We start from the raw sequence: 21,839 nt of genomic DNA, 5'->3' as shown, positions 1-21,839 counted from the left end.
TGCCAGCTCACGGCGCGCGTTGCGAATCAGAACGGCTCCGAACGGTATACGGAGGAGTATTTGCCGGCAATGCCGACCGGATTATGCGCCTTGATGCGGTAAAACGCAGGTTTTGAATGGATACGGGACGGGTCGATCCAATATTCGGCATGATCCGCCGGACGCCGGTCGTAAACAATCACCCACGGTCCTTCCTCGCTCTCTGTGGCCCGCTCCACCGTATAATAAGCTCCGCCTACGGCGCCGCGAAACGAAATTTCTCCTTCTGCCCGGATGATCGCCGGCTCCGCAGGGACGGAATGCTCCGGCACCGACAGCCCTCTCATCCTGTAGAGGTGAGAACGCAATCGGCCGATCCGCTCCGCGAGATCGTCATTGACGCCGGTACCCGGATAATGTACGGAAAAACCGTCGTAATGCTGGACATAACCGCCGCTGTCGCCATGCGAGAACAACGACCAGAACAGCGTACCGGACACGGCGGGCTCCGCTTCTGCGGCAGCTGTAAATGATGCCAAGTCGGCGTCCGGCCAGCCGTATTCTCCCTGGATATACACCTTTCCGGCGGCCTCAACCTCCCGCGCGTCTGCAATGGTCTTCTCGGCATTGGCCGGATAATAATGTACATCGAGAATGTCAAGACTGGCTATCTCCAGCTTGTCGCGGTCCAGACCAAACTGCTTGCCGTGGGCGACAAGATGGTTCCCGTCTATGCTTTTGATATAATCGGTAATGTTCCGCACCCAATCCGCAGGCGAATCGTTCAGCTCGTTGCCGAGCTCCCATGCCATGATTGCCGGATCGTCTTTGTATGCAATGCCGCTGTATGTATTGACCCGGTTGACCAGCATCTTCATATATCGCTTGAACAAGGCGATACATTCCGGATTAGTATAAAAATCCAGCGGGTCCTCGGAGCCTTGCCATCTGGTGAACGTCAGCCGTCCGCCATGATAATAATCCCAGTTGCAGACGAATGGAATAATAAGCCTGAGCCCCCGCTTGCCCGCCTCGTGGATAGCGAAATCCACTTTGCGAAGCGCTTCCTCGTTAAATACGCCGGGCTCCGGCATAATCGACTTGGGACTGCCCTGTGATGCACCGATCGTATGAGAGCGCACCACATTCGCCCCCATCTCCACCGCCGTATCGAGCGCGTCTATTACCCGGAAAGGCGTCGGCCAATCTACCCCGTTCACATTCTCGTCGAGGCCAAGCCAATAAATATTCGGTCCTGCGAATCGAAACGGCTTGCCGTCCAGCAGCAGTCTAGATTTCTCTCTTGTCACAAAAGATGAGGTTATGTTAGCCATCTCTATCCATCCTTGCTGTTTAATTTTGTATTGATTCCGGACTTGCAGCGACCGGCCTTGCATTGCGCCTACCCTTTCACCGCGCCGTTCATAACGCCCGAAAAGATATACTTCTGCAGGAACAAATAGATCAGCGTCATTGGGATCATAATGATTAAAATGGCCGCGCATATATTGCCCCATTGCGCCTGATTATTGCCCGCGAAGCGCATGATCGACGTCGACACGACAACCAGCTCCTGCTTAGGCATATACAGAAACGGGATATAAAGCTCGTTGTATATATTAATTGTCTTCAGAATAACAAGCGTCGCCGTCGCAGGGCCGAGCAACGGGAAAATAATGCTTCGGTAAATGCGGAATAGGCTCGCCCCGTCCATCATGCCGCTTTCGTCGAGCTCGTACGGGATATTGCGGATAAATTGCAAGTAAATATAAATCTGAATGACATCCGCGCCGATAAACAGCAGGATCGGAGCGGACAACGAATTGTACAGGCCCATGGACTGAATGAGCGAAAACACGACAACCTGCGTCGTAATAGTCGGAATGATCGTAGCGACTAGGAAAGCGCCGAGAATGACATTTTTCCCTCTAAACTCGATCCGCCCCAGCGCATATGCGACCATCGTACCCAAAATAACGTTACCGATTAACGACACAACGACGATGATGAACGTATTAGAGAACGCCTGCACAATACTGGCCCGCTCCATCACCGCAGCGAAGTTGTCGAAATTCAGGAAGCTTTCCGGAAGCGCGAACGGGCTTGCCCCGCCTTCGTTCTCCGTTTTGAACGCGTTTACGAACACGACATAGGGCGGGAACAACACCACGAATGCCGCCACGGCCAGCATGAAATATTTCAGCAAATGGACCGGGTCCCATCTTTTTGTCTGCATACCTTCGTTAGTCCCCTTTCCGGTTCAGAACGAGATTCTGAATGCCCAAAATAATGGCGGTAAAAGCCAGCAAAACGACGCTCATCGCCGACGCCAGTCCAAAATTGTTGAATTGGAACGCCGTTTCGATCGTCTTCATCAGGAACGTTTCGCTCGCTCCTGCAGGACCGCCTTTCGTCAGCACAAACGGCAAATCGAATACGGACAATGCGCCGCTTAATGTGAGGAACATGTTGAGCTGAATAATTTTCGTCAGGTTCGGCAGCGTCAAGTACCACAGCGTCTGGAATCGGTTCGAGCCGTCGATTTTCGCCGCTTCGTACATATCGCTTGGAATCGACTGCAGCGCGCCAAGATAAATAACCATGTTGTAACCCATAAACCGCCAGAAGCCGATGGACGCAAGCGTATAATTCACGATCGAAGTATTGCCAAGCCAGCTCTGCTGCAGCGACTCTAGACCAAGGAAGCCGAGCAGTGCATTGAGCGAGCCGTTCGTCGTGTCGAACACATATTGGAACATAAAGGCGACGGCAACCGCGTTCATAATAAACGGAAGAAACAGCATGACGCGGAAGACGTTTCGTCCTCTTATTTTCGAATTCAGTATAACCGCAAACAGAATCGCGACCACATTCTGGATCACGCCGATAATGACATACGGAATTTGATGGATAAATACGCCGAATAAGGACGGATTTGTAAAAATTTCCTTGTAATTATCGAAACCAAGCCATTCGCTGGAGGCGCTTATGCCGTCCCAGTCGGTGAAGCTCTGAAACAATAACCGGATCGCCGGGTAAAAGGTAAATAGACATAGAAGCGCGAGCGGGACCGCCAGGAACGCTGCCAATATAAGTTTGCGCTGCGCGTGGTAAGACAAATTATTCATACATCCACTCCATTCCGTTTCTTGCCGCTTGAGAGGGGCCCCTTTGAACAAAAGTGGATTATCCGGCGCATTCTCCCTGATAATCCACTTCCCTCATTATCTAAGATACGATCTTGCTGTCGGAAAGACGGCTTATTTTACGACTGCGCTTTTCGCTTTCGCCCAGGCAGCATTGTACTTGTCCAGCACCGATTGCGGGTCCTTCGTAAGAACAAATTCCTGCACTACCGCTTCCTTCGTAATTTGCGCCTTGTTCACGATTTCGGTTGCTGTTTCGTTGTCCGATAGAGCTTCGATATACGTCGGGTTAAAGCTGTTGAATTCGGCCAGCTGCGGCACTTGCGCTTCTTTATCTTTCAGCACCGGAATAAAGCCGGCGAAGGCGTCGAAGCCGGATTCCTCCAGCATCCATTTCACAAACGCTTTCGCTGTTGCAAGATTTTTGCTGTCTTTATTGACGCCGTAGCCCCAGTCCGGAGCCAGCATTACGTTCACCTTGCCTGAATTGTCGTAAGGGAACGGGAAGAAACCGACGTTGTCGCTTGTTGTACCGCTATCCGCAACTTGCGGGATGACCCAGTTGCCGAGCATATACATTGCGAATTTGCCGCTTGCAACGTCCTTCTTGGATTGCTCCCAGTTGGTAGAGTTGACGTCCGGCTCCAGGTAACCTTTCTCAAACATGGTGCGGATAATCGTCAGTGCTTGACCGTACGGATTGTCCAACTGATATGGGGCATCCGTATCGACGCGCTCATTATTCAGATTGGCGTTGCCGGCAATGGAGCTAGGCACCTCGGAAGCCCATGGATAAAGCGGCCATTGATCCTTGAAGTTGGAAGCCAGCGGCACAACGCCATTTGCTTTCAACTTCTCGGCTGCGGCATAGAATTCGTCCAGCGTAGTCGGGATTTCGGTAATGCCCGCATCGGCGAACGCTTTTTTGTTGTATACAATGCCGGTTGTCGTCGCTCCGGCCGAGATGCCGTATACTTTGCCGTCATAGGCCTTGTAATCTCTGAAGAAGATACGGTCATTCAACCCAAGATCGTCAAGCGGGGCGAAATAATTGGATAATTCGGAATTCGGAATCGTTGGGATCAGTACAACATCCGGGAATTCGCCGGATGCTATACGAATTTTCGTCGTTTTGTCGAGATCCGTTACCGCTTCAAATTTCACTTCGGCGTTTGGATACTTTTCTTTGAACCGTTTGGCATAGTCGACATATTCCTTATCGATCATGTCCGTCCGGTTGGTGAGGAATGTAATCGTGCCGCCGATCTCATCGCCGCCCGCTTCGCCGTTCGACGCAGTAGGAGCCGATTGCCCTCCGTTGCCGGTTCCTCCATTGTTTTTGTCATTGCCGCCGCATGCCGCCAGCGTCAGAGCTAGCATCACGATGCTAAGCATCGTCAACATAGACTTTCTCATCGTAAATCCCCCTTGTATTAATGATGAATGCCTTGCAACGTTATATTAACATAATGAAACTTTTCTTTCAACTAATTAAATTTTAAATAAAAAAATTAAATTCAATAAAATTGCAATTAAATTCAACTTCATGTGTGTTGTGGCCTTTCTTACCAGCGCGGACGCGGGATACGAAGAGTTGGGCTTAGAGCGCTAAGGGTCGCTCGCTTGCGGTCTAGTCGTTCAGCACGCCAAAAAACCGCTCGAATACGAGCGGCTTGTCTTTTGCCAGATTATCAATCGAGCGTTAAGCTGCTTGTAAGCAGGCCATTTCCTTATGCACCAGAGAACTGCGACTAACGGACATCAACGGCACTTACTGCTCCAACATTTCCTATTTTAAACAGGCGGTGAAATAAAAAAGTCGAGCGCATGGGCGCTGTGCCGCCCGACTCGACTTGTTGGCTTGCCATATAGGTCTGAAACAAAGCAGAACGAGCTCAGACTTGCGCTTTGACCGCGGATAGCTGGCGGACAGACTCCCTCTCCACCAGCTCAGTGGAGAGCATGACCAGCCCTGGAGTAATCTGCGGATGGCGGATACGTCTTAATATGAGCTCCGCCGCACGGGCGCCTATTGCCGCCTTTGGCACCTTTACCGTCGTCAGGTTCGGGCGCAGCAGCTTCGCAAGCGTTGTATCGTCGAATCCGACAATCGATACGTCATTCGGGCAATTCAGTCCAAGCTCGCCAAGCCGTTTGATCGTCTCAAACGCCGTCAAATCGTTGGCGCAAAACATGCCCGTAACCGGATTACTTTGCTTGACGCTATCCTGAATGTCTTTATCCAACTCGGGATTCGTATACATGCCTGTACCCGACACCCCGATGCCTCCGATCTGCTTCGCCCATATCGGGTGTCCGCACTCCTTGGCAAAATCCGTCACCGCCTCGCGGAAGCCGCGGAAGCGCTCCTTGAAGCTCCATGAAGTGTCCGGGTCCCCGACAAATGCAAGATGGCTGTGCCCCTGCTTCATCAAATATACAGTCGCCTCGTATGCTCCTAGATAATTGTTTGCAAGCACGTGATCAAGCTCGGGATCATGCAGGTTCGCGTCCAGCATAATAAAAGGGAAATGCTTGTCCTTCAGCGCCTCGATATAGTTTTTGGGCAGATGGCCCATGACGATAGCGCCGTTCACTCTTTGATCTTCGATTGTGGGCAGCAAACCTTCTTTGGGCGGCAGCGAGATGTCAATGCTCGACAGCAGCATGCTGAAATTATGCTCCAGCAGCTCCTTCTCGATCCCCTGAATGACATTGCCCCAATATTCCATATCGTCCAGGTAAGCCCTCGGCATAATAACCGCCATCATGCCGCTCGTCACTTCCATGCCGAATTTTCTTGCCTTCTTGAACCGATACCCCATCTCCTCCGCCGTTTTCCAAATCGTCTCCTTCGTTCCTTCGTTAACGGCGCTATCTCCCGACAACGCTTTGGATACGAGCGCCTTCGATACATGAAGCCGATCCGCTATCATCTGAAGTGTAACCTTGTTCATCCTTACATCCTCCATCTCTTCTCTGCTGCCAGGCGGCAGCGCAGCTCTTGCAGCTTGCATGGAACATTTCGAATTGCCGTTTCATTAACGTTAGTTATTTATACAATATAAAAAAATTAAACAAATTTCAACTGTGTACAGGGAAAAGTCGCTGATTTTTAAATAAAACAAATAGGATAACCCTTTTTAATCCAGCTCAATGATTGCATATAGGATAAAATGAATCTTCTGCAGCCGTGTTTTTGACAGCACAGCAAGTTTCATTCCGAGAACCCCAATTACAGGAGATAAGGCGCAGCTTATCCTTGTTTCGCCTTCACAAAAAAAGGAGCTGCCGCATTATAATCGGCAACTCCTTCCTTCAAAACCTACTCTGTCAACCGATGGATAACCTGCGCACTGTGCGCTCTAGCTGCAAGTCCTTGCGGCTTAAAGCCGCCCTTCTCATCCCCCCGAATTAGCCCAAGCGCGTAAGCGGCATTCACCGCGTCCTTCGCCCATGCGTTAACTTGCGCACTGTCGTTGAAAGGAGCCGATTCGCTGTTCGGCGTTGTACCCGAAGCACCGTGTCCTTCGCCAAGCAGCTCATAGGATCGAACCAGCATTACGGCCATCTCCTCGCGCGTAATGTTGGCGTACGGCGCAAATTCGGTCAGACTGCGTCCTTGAACAATGCCATGCTCCGCCGCCGCTGCAACGGCTTCCGCGTACCAACTGTCCGCCGCCACATCGGTGAAGCCGGATAGGCCCGAAGCTTGAAGGCCAAGCGCCCGTGCCAGCATCGCCGTAAACTGGGCTCTCGTTACATTGTCGTCAGGACGGAATTCTGTGCTTGTCACACCCTGAACAATGCCTTTCGCCGCAAGCGTCTTAACGGCAGCGCTCGCCCAATGGTTGGACGGGAGATCACTAAATAATTTGTTATAGCTGAGCACCCCGTATTTGCTGAAATGCCGAACTGCGGCGATTACATAGCCGTCTTCCATTCTACTGCCGGCATATTCGACATTCCCGTCATCGCTAATGTAATAGATGCCCCTAAAGATGCCAGTTCCTGCATCGTCTGTCAAAAGCTTAACGGTAACAGGCTCAGCCATATCAGACAGCTTAACGATATTCCCCGCGGATGTCCGAACGGAAAGACTGAACTCGTAGACAAAGCCTGCTGCCGCTATAGCCGCTCCGTGTTTGTTGCCCGCCATATTCAGCAGCGCGCTGAAATCCTCACTCGGCAGCATCTCCATTGTGATGTCAATCTTCGCTGCGTCAAGCTCGCTTGACGGCACCAGTCCCCCTAGCTGCTTCAGCACCGCGCTCGGAATGACAAGCTCGGCGTTGGACGCTTGTATAGTCAGCCCGCTATTACCTGCAAGTCCGGCAATATCGGCCGGAATCTGCACGCCGGCCTCGTTCGCCGACAGCGTTAATCCGTTAGCCTGCAACTCGGCTTGAAGCTGCTCCTTCGTGTACACTTTCAACCCGCTCGTTGTACCTGGCTCAGCAGTACCGCCGCCAACACCATTGTTACCACCATTGTTACCACCATTGTTACCGCCATTGTTACCGCCACCGTTGTCACCGCCATTGTTACCGCCACCGTTGTCACCGCCATTGTTACCGCCACCGTTGTCACTGCCGCCATCCGGCAGATCGCCGGTACGCACCAGCTCGACATCGTCTACCACGATCCATCTGCCTCCCGGCGAATCGGAGTGAAGGCCGATCACAAGCTTGCCTTCCGTCACCTGGATGCCGCTAATTTTCTGCTTCACCCAAGTCGACTCACCCGCTTCAATGGCATCGGACAACGTTGTTCCATCGTAGCCGGACGCCGTCAGCTCAGCCTTGTGCTGTCCGCCCTTGGAACGCGTCCACGCGCTAAGCTCGTATACGCCGTCCTGCAGCCCGGTTACCTCCTGCGAGGTTGTCACAACGTAAGCTGCCTCGTTCCAATGCGCCAGCTGGTAACCTCCGGTGCGGCTCGATGCTGAAGCTTCTACCTTCGCCGTACCGTCCGTTACAAGCTCACGCGCGGCATTGCGGCTGAGCCAATGATCCGCTAGCAGCGCTCCGCTAACCGCATCGGCCGTGAAGCTCTCGAAGCTGCCGTTCGCGGCATAATTAATATCGCCAATCCGGTTCAACGCAACATCGTCTACGCCAATCCAGAAGTCTCCGGCCGTGCTTTTCGAGCGGAACGCAATCGTCAACGTCCCGTTCTTGACTTCAATATTCGTAATCGTCTGCTTCACCCAGGTGCTTTCGCCCGGTTCGACCGTCTCGACGAGCGGTTCTCCGTCACCCGAGGAAACCGTCATCTCCGCGAGTTGCGGATTGCCTGCCTTGGACTGCGTCCAAGCAATCACTTCATAGATCCCCTCCCGCAGTCCGGTGACGGTCTGCAAGGTCACGGCTTCATAAGGTCCGCCGTTGTAATGCACGAGCTTGTATGCACCCGTCCGTGCATTGCCCTCCAGCTTCACCTTGCCGTCTGTGACGGCAGCCCCGTCGGCGTCGACATGGCTCCAGCCTTGCGGCAGCAGCGGCCATACCCCTTCCTGCGTGACGGTTTCAAATCCGCCGTTGACGGCATAATTCGTTGTATCGACCGGCGGCTCCTCGCCTCCGCCGCCTTCCGTCTCCTCCTGATACGTATTGCCCGGCACGTTCACGTTCACCGTGATGGAGTCGGAAGCAAGCGCCGTTTCGTCGTACAGCTCGATCGCCGCCGTAATGATTCGTTCTTCGCCGTTCACCATGCGTGGAATATTATACGACCATACACCTTCTCCGTTAACAGATGCATAGAACTTCTGCTTGCCAACGGAAAGCGCCACATATTCATTTTCAGGCCCTGTACCGTTAACGGTGTAAGGGAACGATGTGACCGCAGATCCGGCATCGGTTGTAATGGCAACTTCCGCACTCCCCAGACGGTCTTCGAAGTTCGCCCCGTTAATCTCGTCGATATACACGGTGCCCGATGTCTGCCGCGTAACGCCTTCGTCTTTATTAATATAGATCGAGAACGCAATAATGTTTTTGCTTATGTCCGGCGTCGCGTTCGGATCGCCGCCGTACCAGCCCGGATGCCTGAATTTCGAGAAAGGCACATACATGAGTCGCATATCCGTTCCTTTAATCGTCGTCGACGTCTCCCAGTACTTGCCGTCCTCCGTCGTAAATTGAATAACCAGCTTGTTACGCGAATCGTCAGGCTTGAACCACATCGAGAAACCGTCGTAGCCGTTCAGATTCAAATAGTTCGGACTAAGCGTGGCGCCTGCATAACCCGCTGCGGCCACATCGTAGTCCAGTTTTAGTCCGTAGGAGCCTTCCAGCTTAAATTCTCCCGTCAGCGACACGTCGAATCGTCCGCCGCCGGTATTGCGGCTGTATGCCTTCTGCACCAGCGTGTCGTATCCGCCGTAGCTTTCGTAGTTGTCCAGCTTCGTGGAGCTCGCGACGCGAATATTGTCCAGATAGACGGCGCCAGCGTTCGCGGTTGCATCCGAATCCGAGCTCACATACAAGGAAAATTCCTGCACATCGCTTATATCCATATCGTCTACCTTCGTATCCCAGGAAGGCTGCAAGAACTCCTCAAATTTGATTTGAATCGTTTTTCCTTCCGTCCCCTGCAAGAGCTTGACCGCTTCCCAGACGGAACCGTCGGCAAGGCGGAACTGGAAGGTCAGCTTATTGCCGGAGCCGTCGGGCTTCACCCATGCCTGCAGGGCGTCAAAGGAGGATAGATCGGCGTGATCCAGCGCCTTCGTCAGACCCGCGTAGTAGTTCGAACCGAACGCATAATCCAGCTTCATGCCGTAGCTGCCGTTGCTCTTGAATTCGGTAGTAATAGACGGCACGATGACATCGCCGTTCGTATTGCGCGTGTAGGAAGCTTTCAATTCCTCATCCTTGCCAAAATAATACTCCGCATCTTCCAGCACGTTGACGGGAGGTTTGTCGGTCAGCGGAATCATATTGACGCCGTAGCCAAGCTCCACTCGGGAGACGGCCGGCCCATCGGTCGCGGCCGGAAACAACACTTTCAAGTAACGTGTGCCCGCCTTCACTGCAAAATCGGAATAAATGGCAATGCCGCTTCCTTCTCCGCCGACATTGCGCTGAACCGCAGGCGTCGTGTCAGTGTAGTGGACGCCGTCAAGAGATACGGCGAATTGCAGCGGAGCCGCTTCGCCCGCCTCATGGCTCACAACGCGGTACGAATTCATATCGCCTCCCGTACGGTACAGCACGTAGCCGCCAGCTTCGTCTGAGGAAGCCAGTCCGTTATCCATCAGCCCCAGATTTCCGCTAATGTCGTCCGGCAGACTGTCAAATTCGCTGTCCACGATAAAGCCGCTGCGCTGGATCGGTTCCAGCGGCATATGTCCTTCCCCTGCGTACAGGTATTCCAGATCAACACGGTCGATCCGCAGCGAGGATTGGCCTGGAATAAGCAGCTTCACGAACCGCGTGCCTTCCGGCAGATTCGACAGCATGTACACCTTGCCTTCCGCATCGTCGGTCACGCTGATACTGGACTCTGCGACTGAAGCAAAGCTGCCGTTGCTCGCCGACGCCGCAAATTGCGGTATGCCGGTTCCGAGCGTCTTCACCGTCAGCTTATGGATCGGTACCGGAGAGCCGTACGTCAAATAACCAAAATCATTGCCGGACACAAAAGCCTTATAGCCGATGCCTAGCTCGTTCCAGAAGTCCGCTTGTGTTGTCAGATTAGCGGAATGATCGTAAGCGTAAACCTTCCGTTTCTCCACATCATTGTACTGCAGGCTCAGCTCGTCGGTAACGATATGGCTCGCCGTTGTCTGCACGACGTTCGACCACTCGGAATGGCCGCTTTCGTTAACGCCTCTGACCCGATATTGGTACGTCACGCCTGTAATCGCCTTCTCGTCATGGAAGGCAGGCGTGCCCGCGCGGCCGCCGTCAGAGAAGCTCTCCGCGACGATGAGCCAGTCCGTTCCGTTCTCCGAACGCTGCACCTCATAGCCTGCCGCTCCTACCGAGCCGCGCCACTTGATATGTCCTACCGATTCGATCGGGAACAGCACCGGCGCCGTCTCCGGAGCCTTGATCGGAGGTACTGCCGTCGTTTTGTCAGGATCGTTCGCGTTCATGTAATGCGCGTATTTGTAGACGGTGCGAATGATATTGGTTTCGTCATACCAGTCGCCCGAGGAGAAGCCGGGCCAGTGATACGAAGACCAATTGCCTGGGTCCTCGTCATGCCAGTAGAAGCCGCCGTCGTCCTTATGCGGTCGCAGGCTCCAGATGAGCGCTCCGCTCGCTCCGTTCTGCAGCGCCGCGTTAAACAGCCCGTCGACGGGAGCAGCCTTCGTATAGAGACCGAATTCACCGAGGATGTAAGGCTTCTTGCCCGCCGACAACGCCCGGTCCGCGTTCACCTTGTCGATGAAATTGCCCGTGTAGAAGTGATTGCCTACGATATCGATATTAGGATCGGTCAGCGAGTCCGGATGAATCGCGAAACGTCCGTCGAGCACCAGCTGCTTGGGCTGCTGCGACTTGATATACGCCGCCATCTCGGTTGTCCACGCCTGCGGGAAACGATCCTGATGATAGCCGCCAAGCTCGTTGCCGGTCTCCCATGCCAGAATGGCGGGATCGTCCTTGTACGGTACGCCCGTATACGAGTTGATACGGTTCATCGTATAATGGATGACTTGCTTGAAATCGGATTTGATTTCTTCATCCGTATAGAAATTCCAAGCATCAGGATCGTTCGCCGCGTCGCCGCTGATCGGGTAACCCCGGAACGCGGCGTAGCTTTCGATTCCTCCCGTCCACTGCCATTGATCGACGAACGGCAGAATGACGCGCACGCCGAATTGATTCGCAACCGCCAGAAGATGATCGAGCTTGCGGAAGCTTTCTTCATTAAATTGCATGACGCCGCTGCTATCCGGCCCCTGCACATGAGCGGTACCCGCGTTGGAGTTGTCGTACCTCTTCACGGACAGCACGTACACCCGTGTGACCTTGCCGCCCATCGCGGCAATGGTGCGAATCGCATCCTCTTGCGCGAACGGTGTGTCCGCTACCCCGCCTGGATAGTTGAGAGAGGCAAAGCGATATTCCCCGCCGCCCTCCAGCAGCTTATCCTTGGCTACGGGGTCGACTGTAACGTAGCCGTTCAAGATCGACATCCAGCCGCTGTTATCCGGCTCATTCGCCGCATTGACGCCGCCAGCCGCCAGCATCTGCAGCAGCAGCGCGGCAATCGCAAGCAGCGATATTTTCTTTTTGTACACTGTATTGTCCTCCTTCTTCATTTTTGCTCTCGCTTCCGCTTACCCCTTTACCGAACCAACCAAAGCTCCTTTTACGAAATGCTTCTGAAGGAAAGGATAGACGAGCAGGATCGGAATGCTGGATATAATGATGGAAGCCATCTTGATCGTAAATTCATTCACTTCGCTTTGATAGCTTATCGATATGCCCGCCTGCGCAATGGCGTTGGAGGTATTGCTGATGAGGTCCTTCAGGACCATCTGCAGCTGCCACATATCCTTCTCCGACACATATAGTACCGACGAAAAGAAATCGTTCCAATACCACACTGCGATAAACAGGCCGATTGTGGCGAGCACCGGCTTCGACAACGGCAGCACGATACGGAAGAAGACGGTCAGATCGCTTGCGCCATCAATCTTAGCTGCCTCCTCAAGCTCGTCGGGAATACCCCGGAAGAAGCTTTGCATGACGAAAATATTCCAAGCCCCAATGGCCGAAGGCAAGATAAGCGCCCAATACGTATCGATCATGTTCAGCTCTTTGATCAGCAGGTAGGAAGGTATCAACCCGCCGTTGAACATCATGGTAAACAAGACGAGGAACGCAAAAAACATGCGGCCCCGCAGCCTTTTTTTCGAAATGGCATATGCCGTTGTCGCCGTCAGGAACGTACCGATCACCGTACCGCCGATGGTGGAAATGAGCGTCACCCTGAAGCCGGTCAGAATGGACACGTTCTTCAGCACCGCTTCGTACGCCGAAAGCGAGAAGCCCGCCGGCTTCAGGAAGAAGCCGCCGTCCGCAACATAGACCGGGTCACTCAGCGAGCCCATAATCATGTACCAGAACGGATAGATCATGACGAGTATCAATACGATAAAAAACAAATAGTTGACTACGGAAAACACCTTTTCGCCCATTGTCAGTCCCATATCCGGGCCCCCTTACCATAAACCGTCTTGGCCGGTCATCTTCACCAGCTTGTTAACGCTCACGATGAGCACCATCGCCACAAGCGACTTAAACAATCCGACTGCCGTCGCATAGCTATAATTCGCCTCCTGTATGCCGACCCGGTACACATACGTATCGATAATGTCCCCGACATCGTATACCAGCGGGCTGTACAGCAGGAACACCTGCTGGAATCCCGCCTCCAGAATGTTCGCCAGGCTTAGAATGACGAGAATAATAATAACAGGCCGAATGGCTGGCAATGTCACATGCCACATTTGTCTTCCCTTGTTCGCACCGTCAATGCGCGCCGCTTCGTACAGATCGGCATTGACGCCGGAGATGGCCGCCAGATAGATGATCGTGCCCCAGCCCACTTCTTTGTAAATGTCGCTCAGTACCAGAATGGAGCGGAAATAGGCGGAGTTGCCCAAATAATCGATTTTGGATCCGCCGAACTGCGACGCGATCATATTAAACAGGCCGTCGACCGGATTCAAGAACGAAATGATAATGCCCGAGAAGATAACCCAAGATACAAAATGGGGCAAATAAATAATCGATTGCGTGATTCGCTTGAACCCGACATGCTTCAGCTCGTTAAGCAGAAGCGATAATATAATCGGAATTGAGAACGACGCCGCCAGTTTGTATAAGCTGATTAGAATCGTATTCCGCAATATTTCGTAGAAATCCGGGGAATTGAACAAGCGGACGAATTGGTCGAAGCCGACCCATTCACTCCCTCTTACTCCTTTGAATATGTTAAAATCTTGAAACGCAATGACGATGCCGTACATCGGCGCGTAGCGGAACAGAAGGATAAGAAGAAGGCCTGGCAGGAGCAGCAAATATAAATAACGATCCCTAACCAGGTCCTTCCATAACGTCCTTCCGGAGGCAACGCTCGATGAATGTGCAGCAGCCGTCGTTTCTGTGGATGCCTCCATTCCGATTCACCCTCTCGATAAATTGGCTTGGCGGCTACTTTAAGCCGCGTTTATTTGAACGGTTCGATATTCTCGCTATACCAAGCTTCGTATTGCTTGTGCTCCTCATCCTGCTTGCTGAGCAGTCCCGCAGCTTCCTCGTCGATTTGTTTGCCGCCCATCTTCTCGTATTTGGCTACAAATTCGTCGAATGCGCTCGCCGGTTTCTTGCCCGTAATAATCGACCAGAACGTTTCGTCGCGCTCTTTCCTGATATCCGCCGAATATTTGTCCCATTCCGGTCTGTCCAGCGCCTTGAATACTACGATTTTGTCGCGCATCGGCTGCGAAGTCGCTTTTTTGCTTTCGAACAGCGCAGTAACTTCAGGCGTGTTCTTGATATTCGCGGCATCCTTGCGCTGAATGTACCAGCCGAAGTTGCCGAGTCCGAGCTTGCTGCCTTCGTCCGGCGTAACCGTCGGCGTGAAGATGCCGTCCTTCATTTCGTAATGCTCGCCTTCCTTGCCGAACGTGAACAGCTTGAATGTCTCCGGCGTCGCCATCGTATTGAGCACCTGCACCGCATCATCCGCATTCGTCGTGTCCGTTATGACCAGATAACACCAGCCGATGCCCGGATCAGGCTGATCGGAGCCGAAGCCGCTTGGACCGACGACGGGGTCGATCGAAATGTATTCGCCGTCCGGGTTCAGCTTCTTGAACGAAACGGCGGCCGTGTTGCCTGGGTTGAAATAATCGACGAAGCGATAGAAGGAACCCGCTTTGCCTGATGCATAAATGTCGTTAACCACCTGGTCGCTGCTGTTCGCCGCTGTCGACATGCGCGGATCCATAACGCCTTCCTTATACAGCGTCTGCAGCAGCTCCAGCACCGTCTTCACTTCAGGCATGACCGAGCCGAATTTGATGGAGCCGTCTTCCTGTCTGATAAAATTCTCTACATCGACTCCGTATGCATAGAAGAATGGAATGAGTGAGCGGTAGTAGTTGTCGCCGGACAAGCCATACGTGTCGTCTTTGCCATTGCCGTCCGGATCGTTTTTCGTGAACGCTCTCAGCACCTCTACATATTCGTCGAGCGTCTTCGGCACTTGCAGTCCGAGCTTATCCAGCCAGTCCTTGCGGATAATGGTCGTCATATAGCTCGCTTCAGGCACGTCCCCCGGAATACGATACATTTTGCCGCTTGAATCCCAATGGTAGAACAAGGTGTCCTTCGTATAGTAATTAATAATTTCCTTGCCGTATTTCTGCAGAGACGGCGTAACGTCCTGAATAATGCCGGCGTCCACCCATTTCAAATATTCCTTCGTATCGCCCGTCCACAGAATGTTCGGACGCGTATCCTTGCCGCTCATAAGCAGGTTGATCTTCGTATTGAGCTCCGACCAGTCCGGCAGGAACACCGGCTCCACATTAACGTCGCGGCCGAGATTCGCCGCAAGCTCCCCTTCAAGCGCCTTCTCCGCCCAGGAGTCCGGCGTCTTAGAGCCAGCCATCAACGCCATGCTGATATTTAGCGGTTCGACTGACTTGTTCGTTCCATCATCGCTGACCGCCTGCGTCGTGTTTGTGCTTGACGCCTCGTCTCCCATCCTCCCGCCAGAATTGCCCGAGCAGGCCGACACGGCAAGCGTTAATGCGAGCAAAGCTGTAATGGACATTTTCCGCTTCATGATCCCAATCCCCCAATATGTTGATAAATGCAATCGCGGCTTCGTTCTGTCTTTTCAACTGTTTGCGCTTACATTTTCAACTTTATTATAATTGTATAATTATTTTTTGTAAACATATTTATAAAATTGAATTTTGTTGAAATTATTAAAAGTATACTCGTATAAAAAAGGCTGCAAGCACGAAGCTTGCAGCCTAGTTCTCATTTATTGCAAATCGGGCAACTCATCCAACGTGATGACATTCGAGGCGTTATAGGTCGCTTGAATCTCTGCAGTCGTGTTAAACGGTTGATTGTTATTTTGACCCGGCACGACAGCATAAACCCACTCTGCCCATCCCATGGCGAAAGCCCACCTAGGCATTTGCTGCAGCTGGCTTGGCGTCGGCATCTTGGCGAACTCTCCGATTGCAATCGGTTTATCTCCCGCTACCGCTATGGCCGCATTATATTTCGCTGTCGTCAGTCCTTCGTAAATATCAACGGCAAACACATCCCAGTAACTATTCCCCGGGTTATATGAAGCCCAATCGGAAGCAAATGTCTGCCCGGATGGAGGAGCTAGATCCTGCATATCCCATACCCAAATCAGATTGCTGAGCCCCTTCGTATTCACCAAATAATCATGGGTTAACCGGTATAATGCAGCTGTCCCGTTCGGACCCGGTCTGCCGGCCCACCAGAAGATGCCTTGGTTCATCTCGTGGAACGGTCTGAATAACACCGGCACATTACGGTCCTCCAGGTATTGTAAATAAGCGGCATACGTATTAAGCCGGTTCTTCCATGCGGTGTTCAAGCTTCCGCCATTCGTGATGAGCGAGTTCCACTCCGCATCCGTCAGATCGCTGACGACGCCCCCGTTCCAGGAGCCGACTTCCCCCTGCTTCGGATTCGTAACATGAAGCATGATATTTATTAAAGCGCCGTTATTCCATTGTCTCTCCACTTCATAGATCATGGTCCATCGATGGTCGACGTCGCTTTGCGCGAACAGAAAATCTCCGCTCCACAAGGCGGGATACTTGCCCGTAATGTTATACATCTGGTTCGTGTAATATGACGGATTCGAATTAGGCTCCCGATTATGGTGACCGATAATCGTTCCGCTCCTGCCTACTCCTTTCAAATAATCCAGCACGCCGATCGCTGCTCCGCCTCCTCCATTGCCGTTATTGTATATCTCGAACTCCCACAGCGAGAAACCGTAACTGGTCGCGCGCTGGATCAGATATACTTTCACGTACCGCGCAACAGCAGGTGCGAAATCGATCGTCTGGTTTCCGCCTGCCGCATCGTAATTGGAATAAACCGTCGTCCACGTTGAATTATTGCTCGATATTTGGACCTGATATTGCCTTGCATAAGCGGCCTCCCATTTCAGAACGACACGGGACACAGTCTGCGCGCTGCCCAGGTCGACAGTGATGAATTGATTATCGGCATACGAAGAAGACCACCTTGTATTGCCATTGGCATCCACCGCGTTGCCGGCCGAATAAGAACCGTTCTCTGTTGAAGAAACGGAGACGCTTTTGTTATAGGCCAAATTTACGGGCGCATCGGGGTTCGTATTATAAATCTCAAACTCCCATAACGAAAACCCGTAGCTTGATGCACGCTGGATCAAATAAATTTTTACATACCTGGCCGTTGTAGACGAGAAATTGATCGTTTGCAGGTCGCCGGTTGCATTGTAATTGGAATAAACCGTGCTCCAGGAGCTATTATCCAAAGAAACCTGCACTTGAAATTGCCGTGCGTAAGCGGCTTCCCAGTTGATTCTCACACTCGATACCGTCTGCAAGCTTCCAAGGTCCACGGTAATATACTGCTGATCCGCATACGCGGATGACCATCGTGTATTCCCGTTCGCGTCAACTGCATAGGATGCCGCATAGCTGGGACTCTCAGTACTGGATACGAATACCGTTTTGCCGTAGGCGAGGTTAATTGGTGCTGCGGATACACGGGGAGTAATTTGAATCGAAATTGTGATGCATACAATAACAATTGTCAAGAAGAGGAGTATTGCTTTTCGTAGCCTCATGATCATTGCCTCCTGACTGTTAAATATTTATTTTGCAAGCGCTTGCAACTTATTTTAACATGATATGACTTGTTTAGTAAACATGATTGAATTTGTTTAATTTGTTGAAGAATCAACTGCTCCAAATGGCAAGTCAAAGAAGCTTCCCATCAGCACACACTGATGAGAAGCTTCTTCAATTAGCCTCAAACGGCGTTTCCTCATGCGGAAACCCTTGATGTATAAGGAATTTACGCCCTTATTACATCATGCCACCCATAACGTTAGGGCTGTGTTATGGGGCTGGATTTGTGATGCCCTCATAAATAAACTCATGCTACAAAACAGTGATTTACCCGATTTTATCACGTTTTTATCCGATTTTTGTCACGGCATTATTTGTTATAGCACGGGTTTAATCGTTGGTTACATCTTCCCGATATATCCTTACTACGCACTCCACATGTGTGGAGACGGTGAAAGGAATATAATAGTTTTTTTCAAAATTCCATACTGAAGTTTTGGGTTCTTAGCGCAGGTAAATTTACAACAAATTAGTCATTCGTTCAAATTCATCAAATCCAGTATTATACTCGTTATAGATTACTCTCCAGGAAATTTGAATAGCTTCCAAATGATTAATCAAGTGCGGATCAAAGTGATTCCCACCTCCTAGATAAAGGTTCTTGAAGGCTTCTTGAAAGGTTAATGCCTGACGGTATGCCCGGCTTGAGGTCATAGCATCAAAAGCATCGGCAATGGCCAATATTCTCGACTCTAAAGGAATTTCTTCCCCATACAGGCCGGCAGGATATCCTCGACCGTCCCAACGTTCATGGTGATACAATATCCCGGGTTTCAATGCACTCAGACTGTGGATTTTTTCTACCATTTTGCTTCCGACAACAGGATGTGTCTTGATTAATTCGTATTCTTCCTCGGTTAGCGTTGAGGGTTTTGTTAGTACAGATTCAGGGATGTTGATTTTTCCGATATCATGTAAGAGACCAGCCAAACTAAGTCTCTTCAAACGTTGTTCGTTTTGAAATTCGGGAAGTAGGCGTGCTAAAGCCAGGGCGTAACGGCTTACCCGTTCACTGTGTCCGAATGTATATGCATCTTTGGCTTCAATGGATATAATGAAGCTTTTGACAACTTGTTCAATAGTATTATCAGTTGATTCAATAATGGTATTCACTTGATTGTTATACAACTGGATAAGCTGTTCAACCAGAATAAAACTGAACGTAGCGATGATGATATAGAGTAGAGTTCTATTAGAGATGTCAATAAAGTCAACAATATTACTCGTTAAAGGATATCGAATGCTCAGCCAAAGCATTATCCCCAGCCCAAGACCGATGTAGCCCAGCATAATTTTTCTTTTTCCATAAAGTCCTGTTAGAAGCGGAATCGTAAGAAAAAATGCCCAGGCCTCGTGATAACCGGAACCGAAATACAGGGAACAAACCACAATTAATACAAAACAGAGGACTACATGCAACATGGCCGCGGTTGTAATTGGTTTTAACCGATTCCAAATCATTGCACCTAATAGTAACAATAACGATCCAGCCAAATATGAGATGTTTGCTCTTGAATATTGCAAATCGAGCCAATAAAAAATCAGATTCCAAATAATGCTTAGAGATAAATAAATAAGAGCAATTTTTAATATTTTTAGACTCAATCTTTGCTGATGCTGCTGAAAGTATTCCCTTAAGAGTTTTTGTCGCTCTTCGTTCACTAGGCCCGCCTTTTTATCGGAATATACCGACAATTATTAATTGCTATTTTAACACTATAATGAGGATTCTACTACAGGACTTGTGATATTTCTATACTTTATGACTCTTCTTCTTTAAACCGAAAATATATTATATAGTATATTTATTACTATATATTTGGGAGGCGACGATTTATGAAAAGCCAAATGAATTATGTATACAAAGTAGCAAATGGGAACATGCGTGAAAAGGCTGTAAAACTTCACCATCAACGTTATGAAGAAGTAGGTTTTTTCAACAAAAATGAAGTCGATCCATATGAGGAAACTTCAGAGTACTTTATTGCTCAAACCGAACTATTGGATCAAGTCGTAGGTCTAACCCGATTAATACTGAATCAACCTCAAGAACTGCCAACTATTAGATATTTCAACATTTATGATATTGAACGTGCACGAATTAAGCTAATTGAACCATCCAAAATCGCTGAGATCAGTGCATTCACAAAAATGCAGGCTCACGATGTAGGTCTGGGACTGATTAAATCTGCAATCGAATATTCCTATCAGCAAGGTTTGACCCACTGGGTATGCTGTATTGACGAGAGGGTTTACAATTATATGCTGCGGATGTTCAAGTTTCCTTTTAAAGTTATCGGAGAACCTAAAGTGTACTTAGGCTCTACATCCATTCCATGCTTGTTGGATATTGGAGAGTGTCTTTCGACTTTAAAAGAGTTGCGACCTTCCCTTTACGAGTATTTTGTTTCATTTGAACTTCCTTCCGTAGAGGTGAGCTTATAATGAACGAGCAATTTGAACGCAACCTCGGCATCATGACCGAAATAGAGATAGATCGTTTGCAATCAAGCAGAATCGCAATTGCTGGTTGTGGATGTATCGGCGGATTTTCTGCAGAACTGCTTGCAAGAATGGGCATTGGCGCCTTAAATCTAGCAGATCTGGATGTATTCGATGTCTCCAATATAAACCGTCAATGCGCAGCTAATCATCAGACGGTCGGACAACACAAGGTAGAAGCCCTCACTGAGCATTTATTCAAAATTAATCCGAATTTGCGAATCGAAAAAGTACTTGAAGGCATTTCCACCAAGAATGCGGAGTCTTTTGTAGCTGAAGCAGATTATGTGATTGATGCGATCGACTACTTTTCATTTGCTGATTCAGTTACCCTTCATCGTGCAGCCCGCAAGCATCAAAAATCGGTAATAACAGCTGTAGCCCTCGGCTTTGGTACATCCGTGCTTTGCTTCGACCCCAATGGTGTAACACTTGAACAATACATAGGAATTAGTGAAGATACTCCTATTGAACAACTGAGGGGAGAAGTGTTTCCGGCCGCCCAATATTCTTCGATTCTCCCTTCCTACGCCACTGCAGAGAAGATTAGCGGATGGATCGAAAGCAGAAAAATCCCGACCATAAGCGTTGGTCAGGCACTTGGGCCTGGGGCTCTCGTGTCCAAGCTGATTCTTCACTTACTCGGACGACAACAGCCGGTGTATGTGCCTCAGTCCTTCCAACTTCAATTTGAAGTTTGATGAACTATGTTGAAATAAGTTACTTTCAGCTGCGGAGCAACAAGATCGGGTAATTCGAATAATGGAGAAGCTAGTAGAATTACTCATTCAAATGAGGAGGCCAGCAGAAGTATCTGCTCACGGTATTTTATTGGAGTGGGAAGACGCTATTCAACATCAGCATTCGGCTGAAAAGGAGTGGTTATATTTGAGAGGTGTTAAGAGGGTATAGGGATGTTCAAGGAGGTTAAGCATTATCTGAAACATCGTCATTTGGAGTTGTAACGAGCAAACAGCATGGACACGTTCCATGCCATCTGTCGCTATTTTATCTTGGAGCTGGAGATTAGTCGAGGATTTCTTCGATCTCCAGCCCGCTTTTCAGAGTAAAAATAAAATGCGCTGGCGAGAGAATGGTGATCTTCTCTACCAGCGCATTGAATATGTCATCGTCAAATTATTCAAGTAAATTCTGCCTGTACCTCTGTCAATAGAGTAGACACATAGAATCGAGAAAATTACACAGCAGGACGGTACATACGTTCGTATTGATTGGGCGTGAAATATCCGATGGAAGAATGGATCCTCTTTCCATTA

At 50.2% G+C, this 21,839-nt stretch carries 13 protein-coding genes; 2 read left to right on the top strand and 11 right to left on the bottom strand.

Going from position 1 to position 21,839, the window contains the following annotated elements:
• Positions 1 to 26: 26 nt before the first annotated feature.
• From ACO9K6_RS17375 to ACO9K6_RS17325, 11 genes are all read right to left on the bottom strand, one after another.
• Complete coding sequence (locus ACO9K6_RS17375) at positions 27 to 1,313, bottom strand: glycoside hydrolase 5 family protein (RefSeq protein WP_424768815.1); 1,287 nt, start codon at positions 1,311 to 1,313, stop codon at positions 27 to 29.
• 68 nt (positions 1,314 to 1,381) lie between these two features.
• On the bottom strand, positions 1,382 to 2,215 hold the full coding sequence (locus tag ACO9K6_RS17370; protein ID WP_424768814.1) for a carbohydrate ABC transporter permease: 834 nt from the start codon (positions 2,213 to 2,215) through the stop codon (positions 1,382 to 1,384).
• A gap of 7 nt (positions 2,216 to 2,222) precedes the next feature.
• Positions 2,223 to 3,107: a carbohydrate ABC transporter permease gene (locus ACO9K6_RS17365; RefSeq protein ID WP_424768813.1), complete on the bottom strand. Its 885-nt coding sequence runs from the start codon at positions 3,105 to 3,107 to the stop codon at positions 2,223 to 2,225.
• Positions 3,108 to 3,239: 132 nt separating this feature from the next.
• Positions 3,240 to 4,541: an ABC transporter substrate-binding protein gene (locus tag ACO9K6_RS17360; protein WP_424768812.1), complete on the bottom strand. Its 1,302-nt coding sequence runs from the start codon at positions 4,539 to 4,541 to the stop codon at positions 3,240 to 3,242.
• A gap of 479 nt (positions 4,542 to 5,020) precedes the next feature.
• The gene (locus ACO9K6_RS17355; RefSeq protein WP_424768811.1) at positions 5,021 to 6,082 is read right to left on the bottom strand and encodes a LacI family DNA-binding transcriptional regulator; all 1,062 of its coding nucleotides are present in this window, start codon (positions 6,080 to 6,082) and stop codon (positions 5,021 to 5,023) included.
• Between the two features lie 368 nt (positions 6,083 to 6,450).
• Positions 6,451 to 12,384, bottom strand: a complete 5,934-nt coding sequence (locus tag ACO9K6_RS17350; protein WP_424768810.1) for an S-layer homology domain-containing protein — start codon at positions 12,382 to 12,384, stop codon at positions 6,451 to 6,453.
• A gap of 39 nt (positions 12,385 to 12,423) precedes the next feature.
• Complete coding sequence (locus tag ACO9K6_RS17345) at positions 12,424 to 13,299, bottom strand: carbohydrate ABC transporter permease (protein WP_424768809.1); 876 nt, start codon at positions 13,297 to 13,299, stop codon at positions 12,424 to 12,426.
• Positions 13,300 to 13,311: 12 nt separating this feature from the next.
• A complete protein-coding gene (locus ACO9K6_RS17340; protein ID WP_424768808.1) occupies positions 13,312 to 14,271 on the bottom strand; it encodes an ABC transporter permease in 960 nt (319 codons plus the stop codon).
• A gap of 50 nt (positions 14,272 to 14,321) precedes the next feature.
• Positions 14,322 to 15,947: a type 2 periplasmic-binding domain-containing protein gene (locus ACO9K6_RS17335; RefSeq protein WP_424768807.1), complete on the bottom strand. Its 1,626-nt coding sequence runs from the start codon at positions 15,945 to 15,947 to the stop codon at positions 14,322 to 14,324.
• Positions 15,948 to 16,151: 204 nt separating this feature from the next.
• The gene (locus tag ACO9K6_RS17330) at positions 16,152 to 17,996 is read right to left on the bottom strand and encodes a discoidin domain-containing protein (RefSeq protein WP_424768806.1); all 1,845 of its coding nucleotides are present in this window, start codon (positions 17,994 to 17,996) and stop codon (positions 16,152 to 16,154) included.
• 523 nt (positions 17,997 to 18,519) lie between these two features.
• The gene (locus ACO9K6_RS17325) at positions 18,520 to 19,722 is read right to left on the bottom strand and encodes an HD-GYP domain-containing protein (RefSeq protein WP_424768805.1); all 1,203 of its coding nucleotides are present in this window, start codon (positions 19,720 to 19,722) and stop codon (positions 18,520 to 18,522) included.
• Between the two features lie 174 nt (positions 19,723 to 19,896).
• Here ACO9K6_RS17325 and ACO9K6_RS17320 point away from each other — a divergent pair, with 174 nt between their 5' ends.
• Both ACO9K6_RS17320 and ACO9K6_RS17315 read left to right on the top strand, forming a co-directional pair.
• Entirely contained in the window at positions 19,897 to 20,505 is a 609-nt protein-coding gene (locus ACO9K6_RS17320) for an N-acyl amino acid synthase FeeM domain-containing protein (RefSeq protein WP_424768804.1), read from the top strand.
• Complete coding sequence (locus tag ACO9K6_RS17315) at positions 20,505 to 21,263, top strand: ThiF family adenylyltransferase (RefSeq protein ID WP_424768803.1); 759 nt, start codon at positions 20,505 to 20,507, stop codon at positions 21,261 to 21,263. Before ACO9K6_RS17320 ends, ACO9K6_RS17315 begins: the two co-directional genes overlap by 1 nt.
• The last annotated feature ends 576 nt before the right edge of the window (positions 21,264 to 21,839 follow it).

Source organism: Paenibacillus praedii (assembly GCF_049725345.1).
In the GTDB taxonomy this organism is placed as follows: Bacteria; Bacillota; Bacilli; order Paenibacillales; family Paenibacillaceae; genus Pristimantibacillus.
This window is presented reverse-complemented; position numbering and strand designations above follow the sequence as displayed.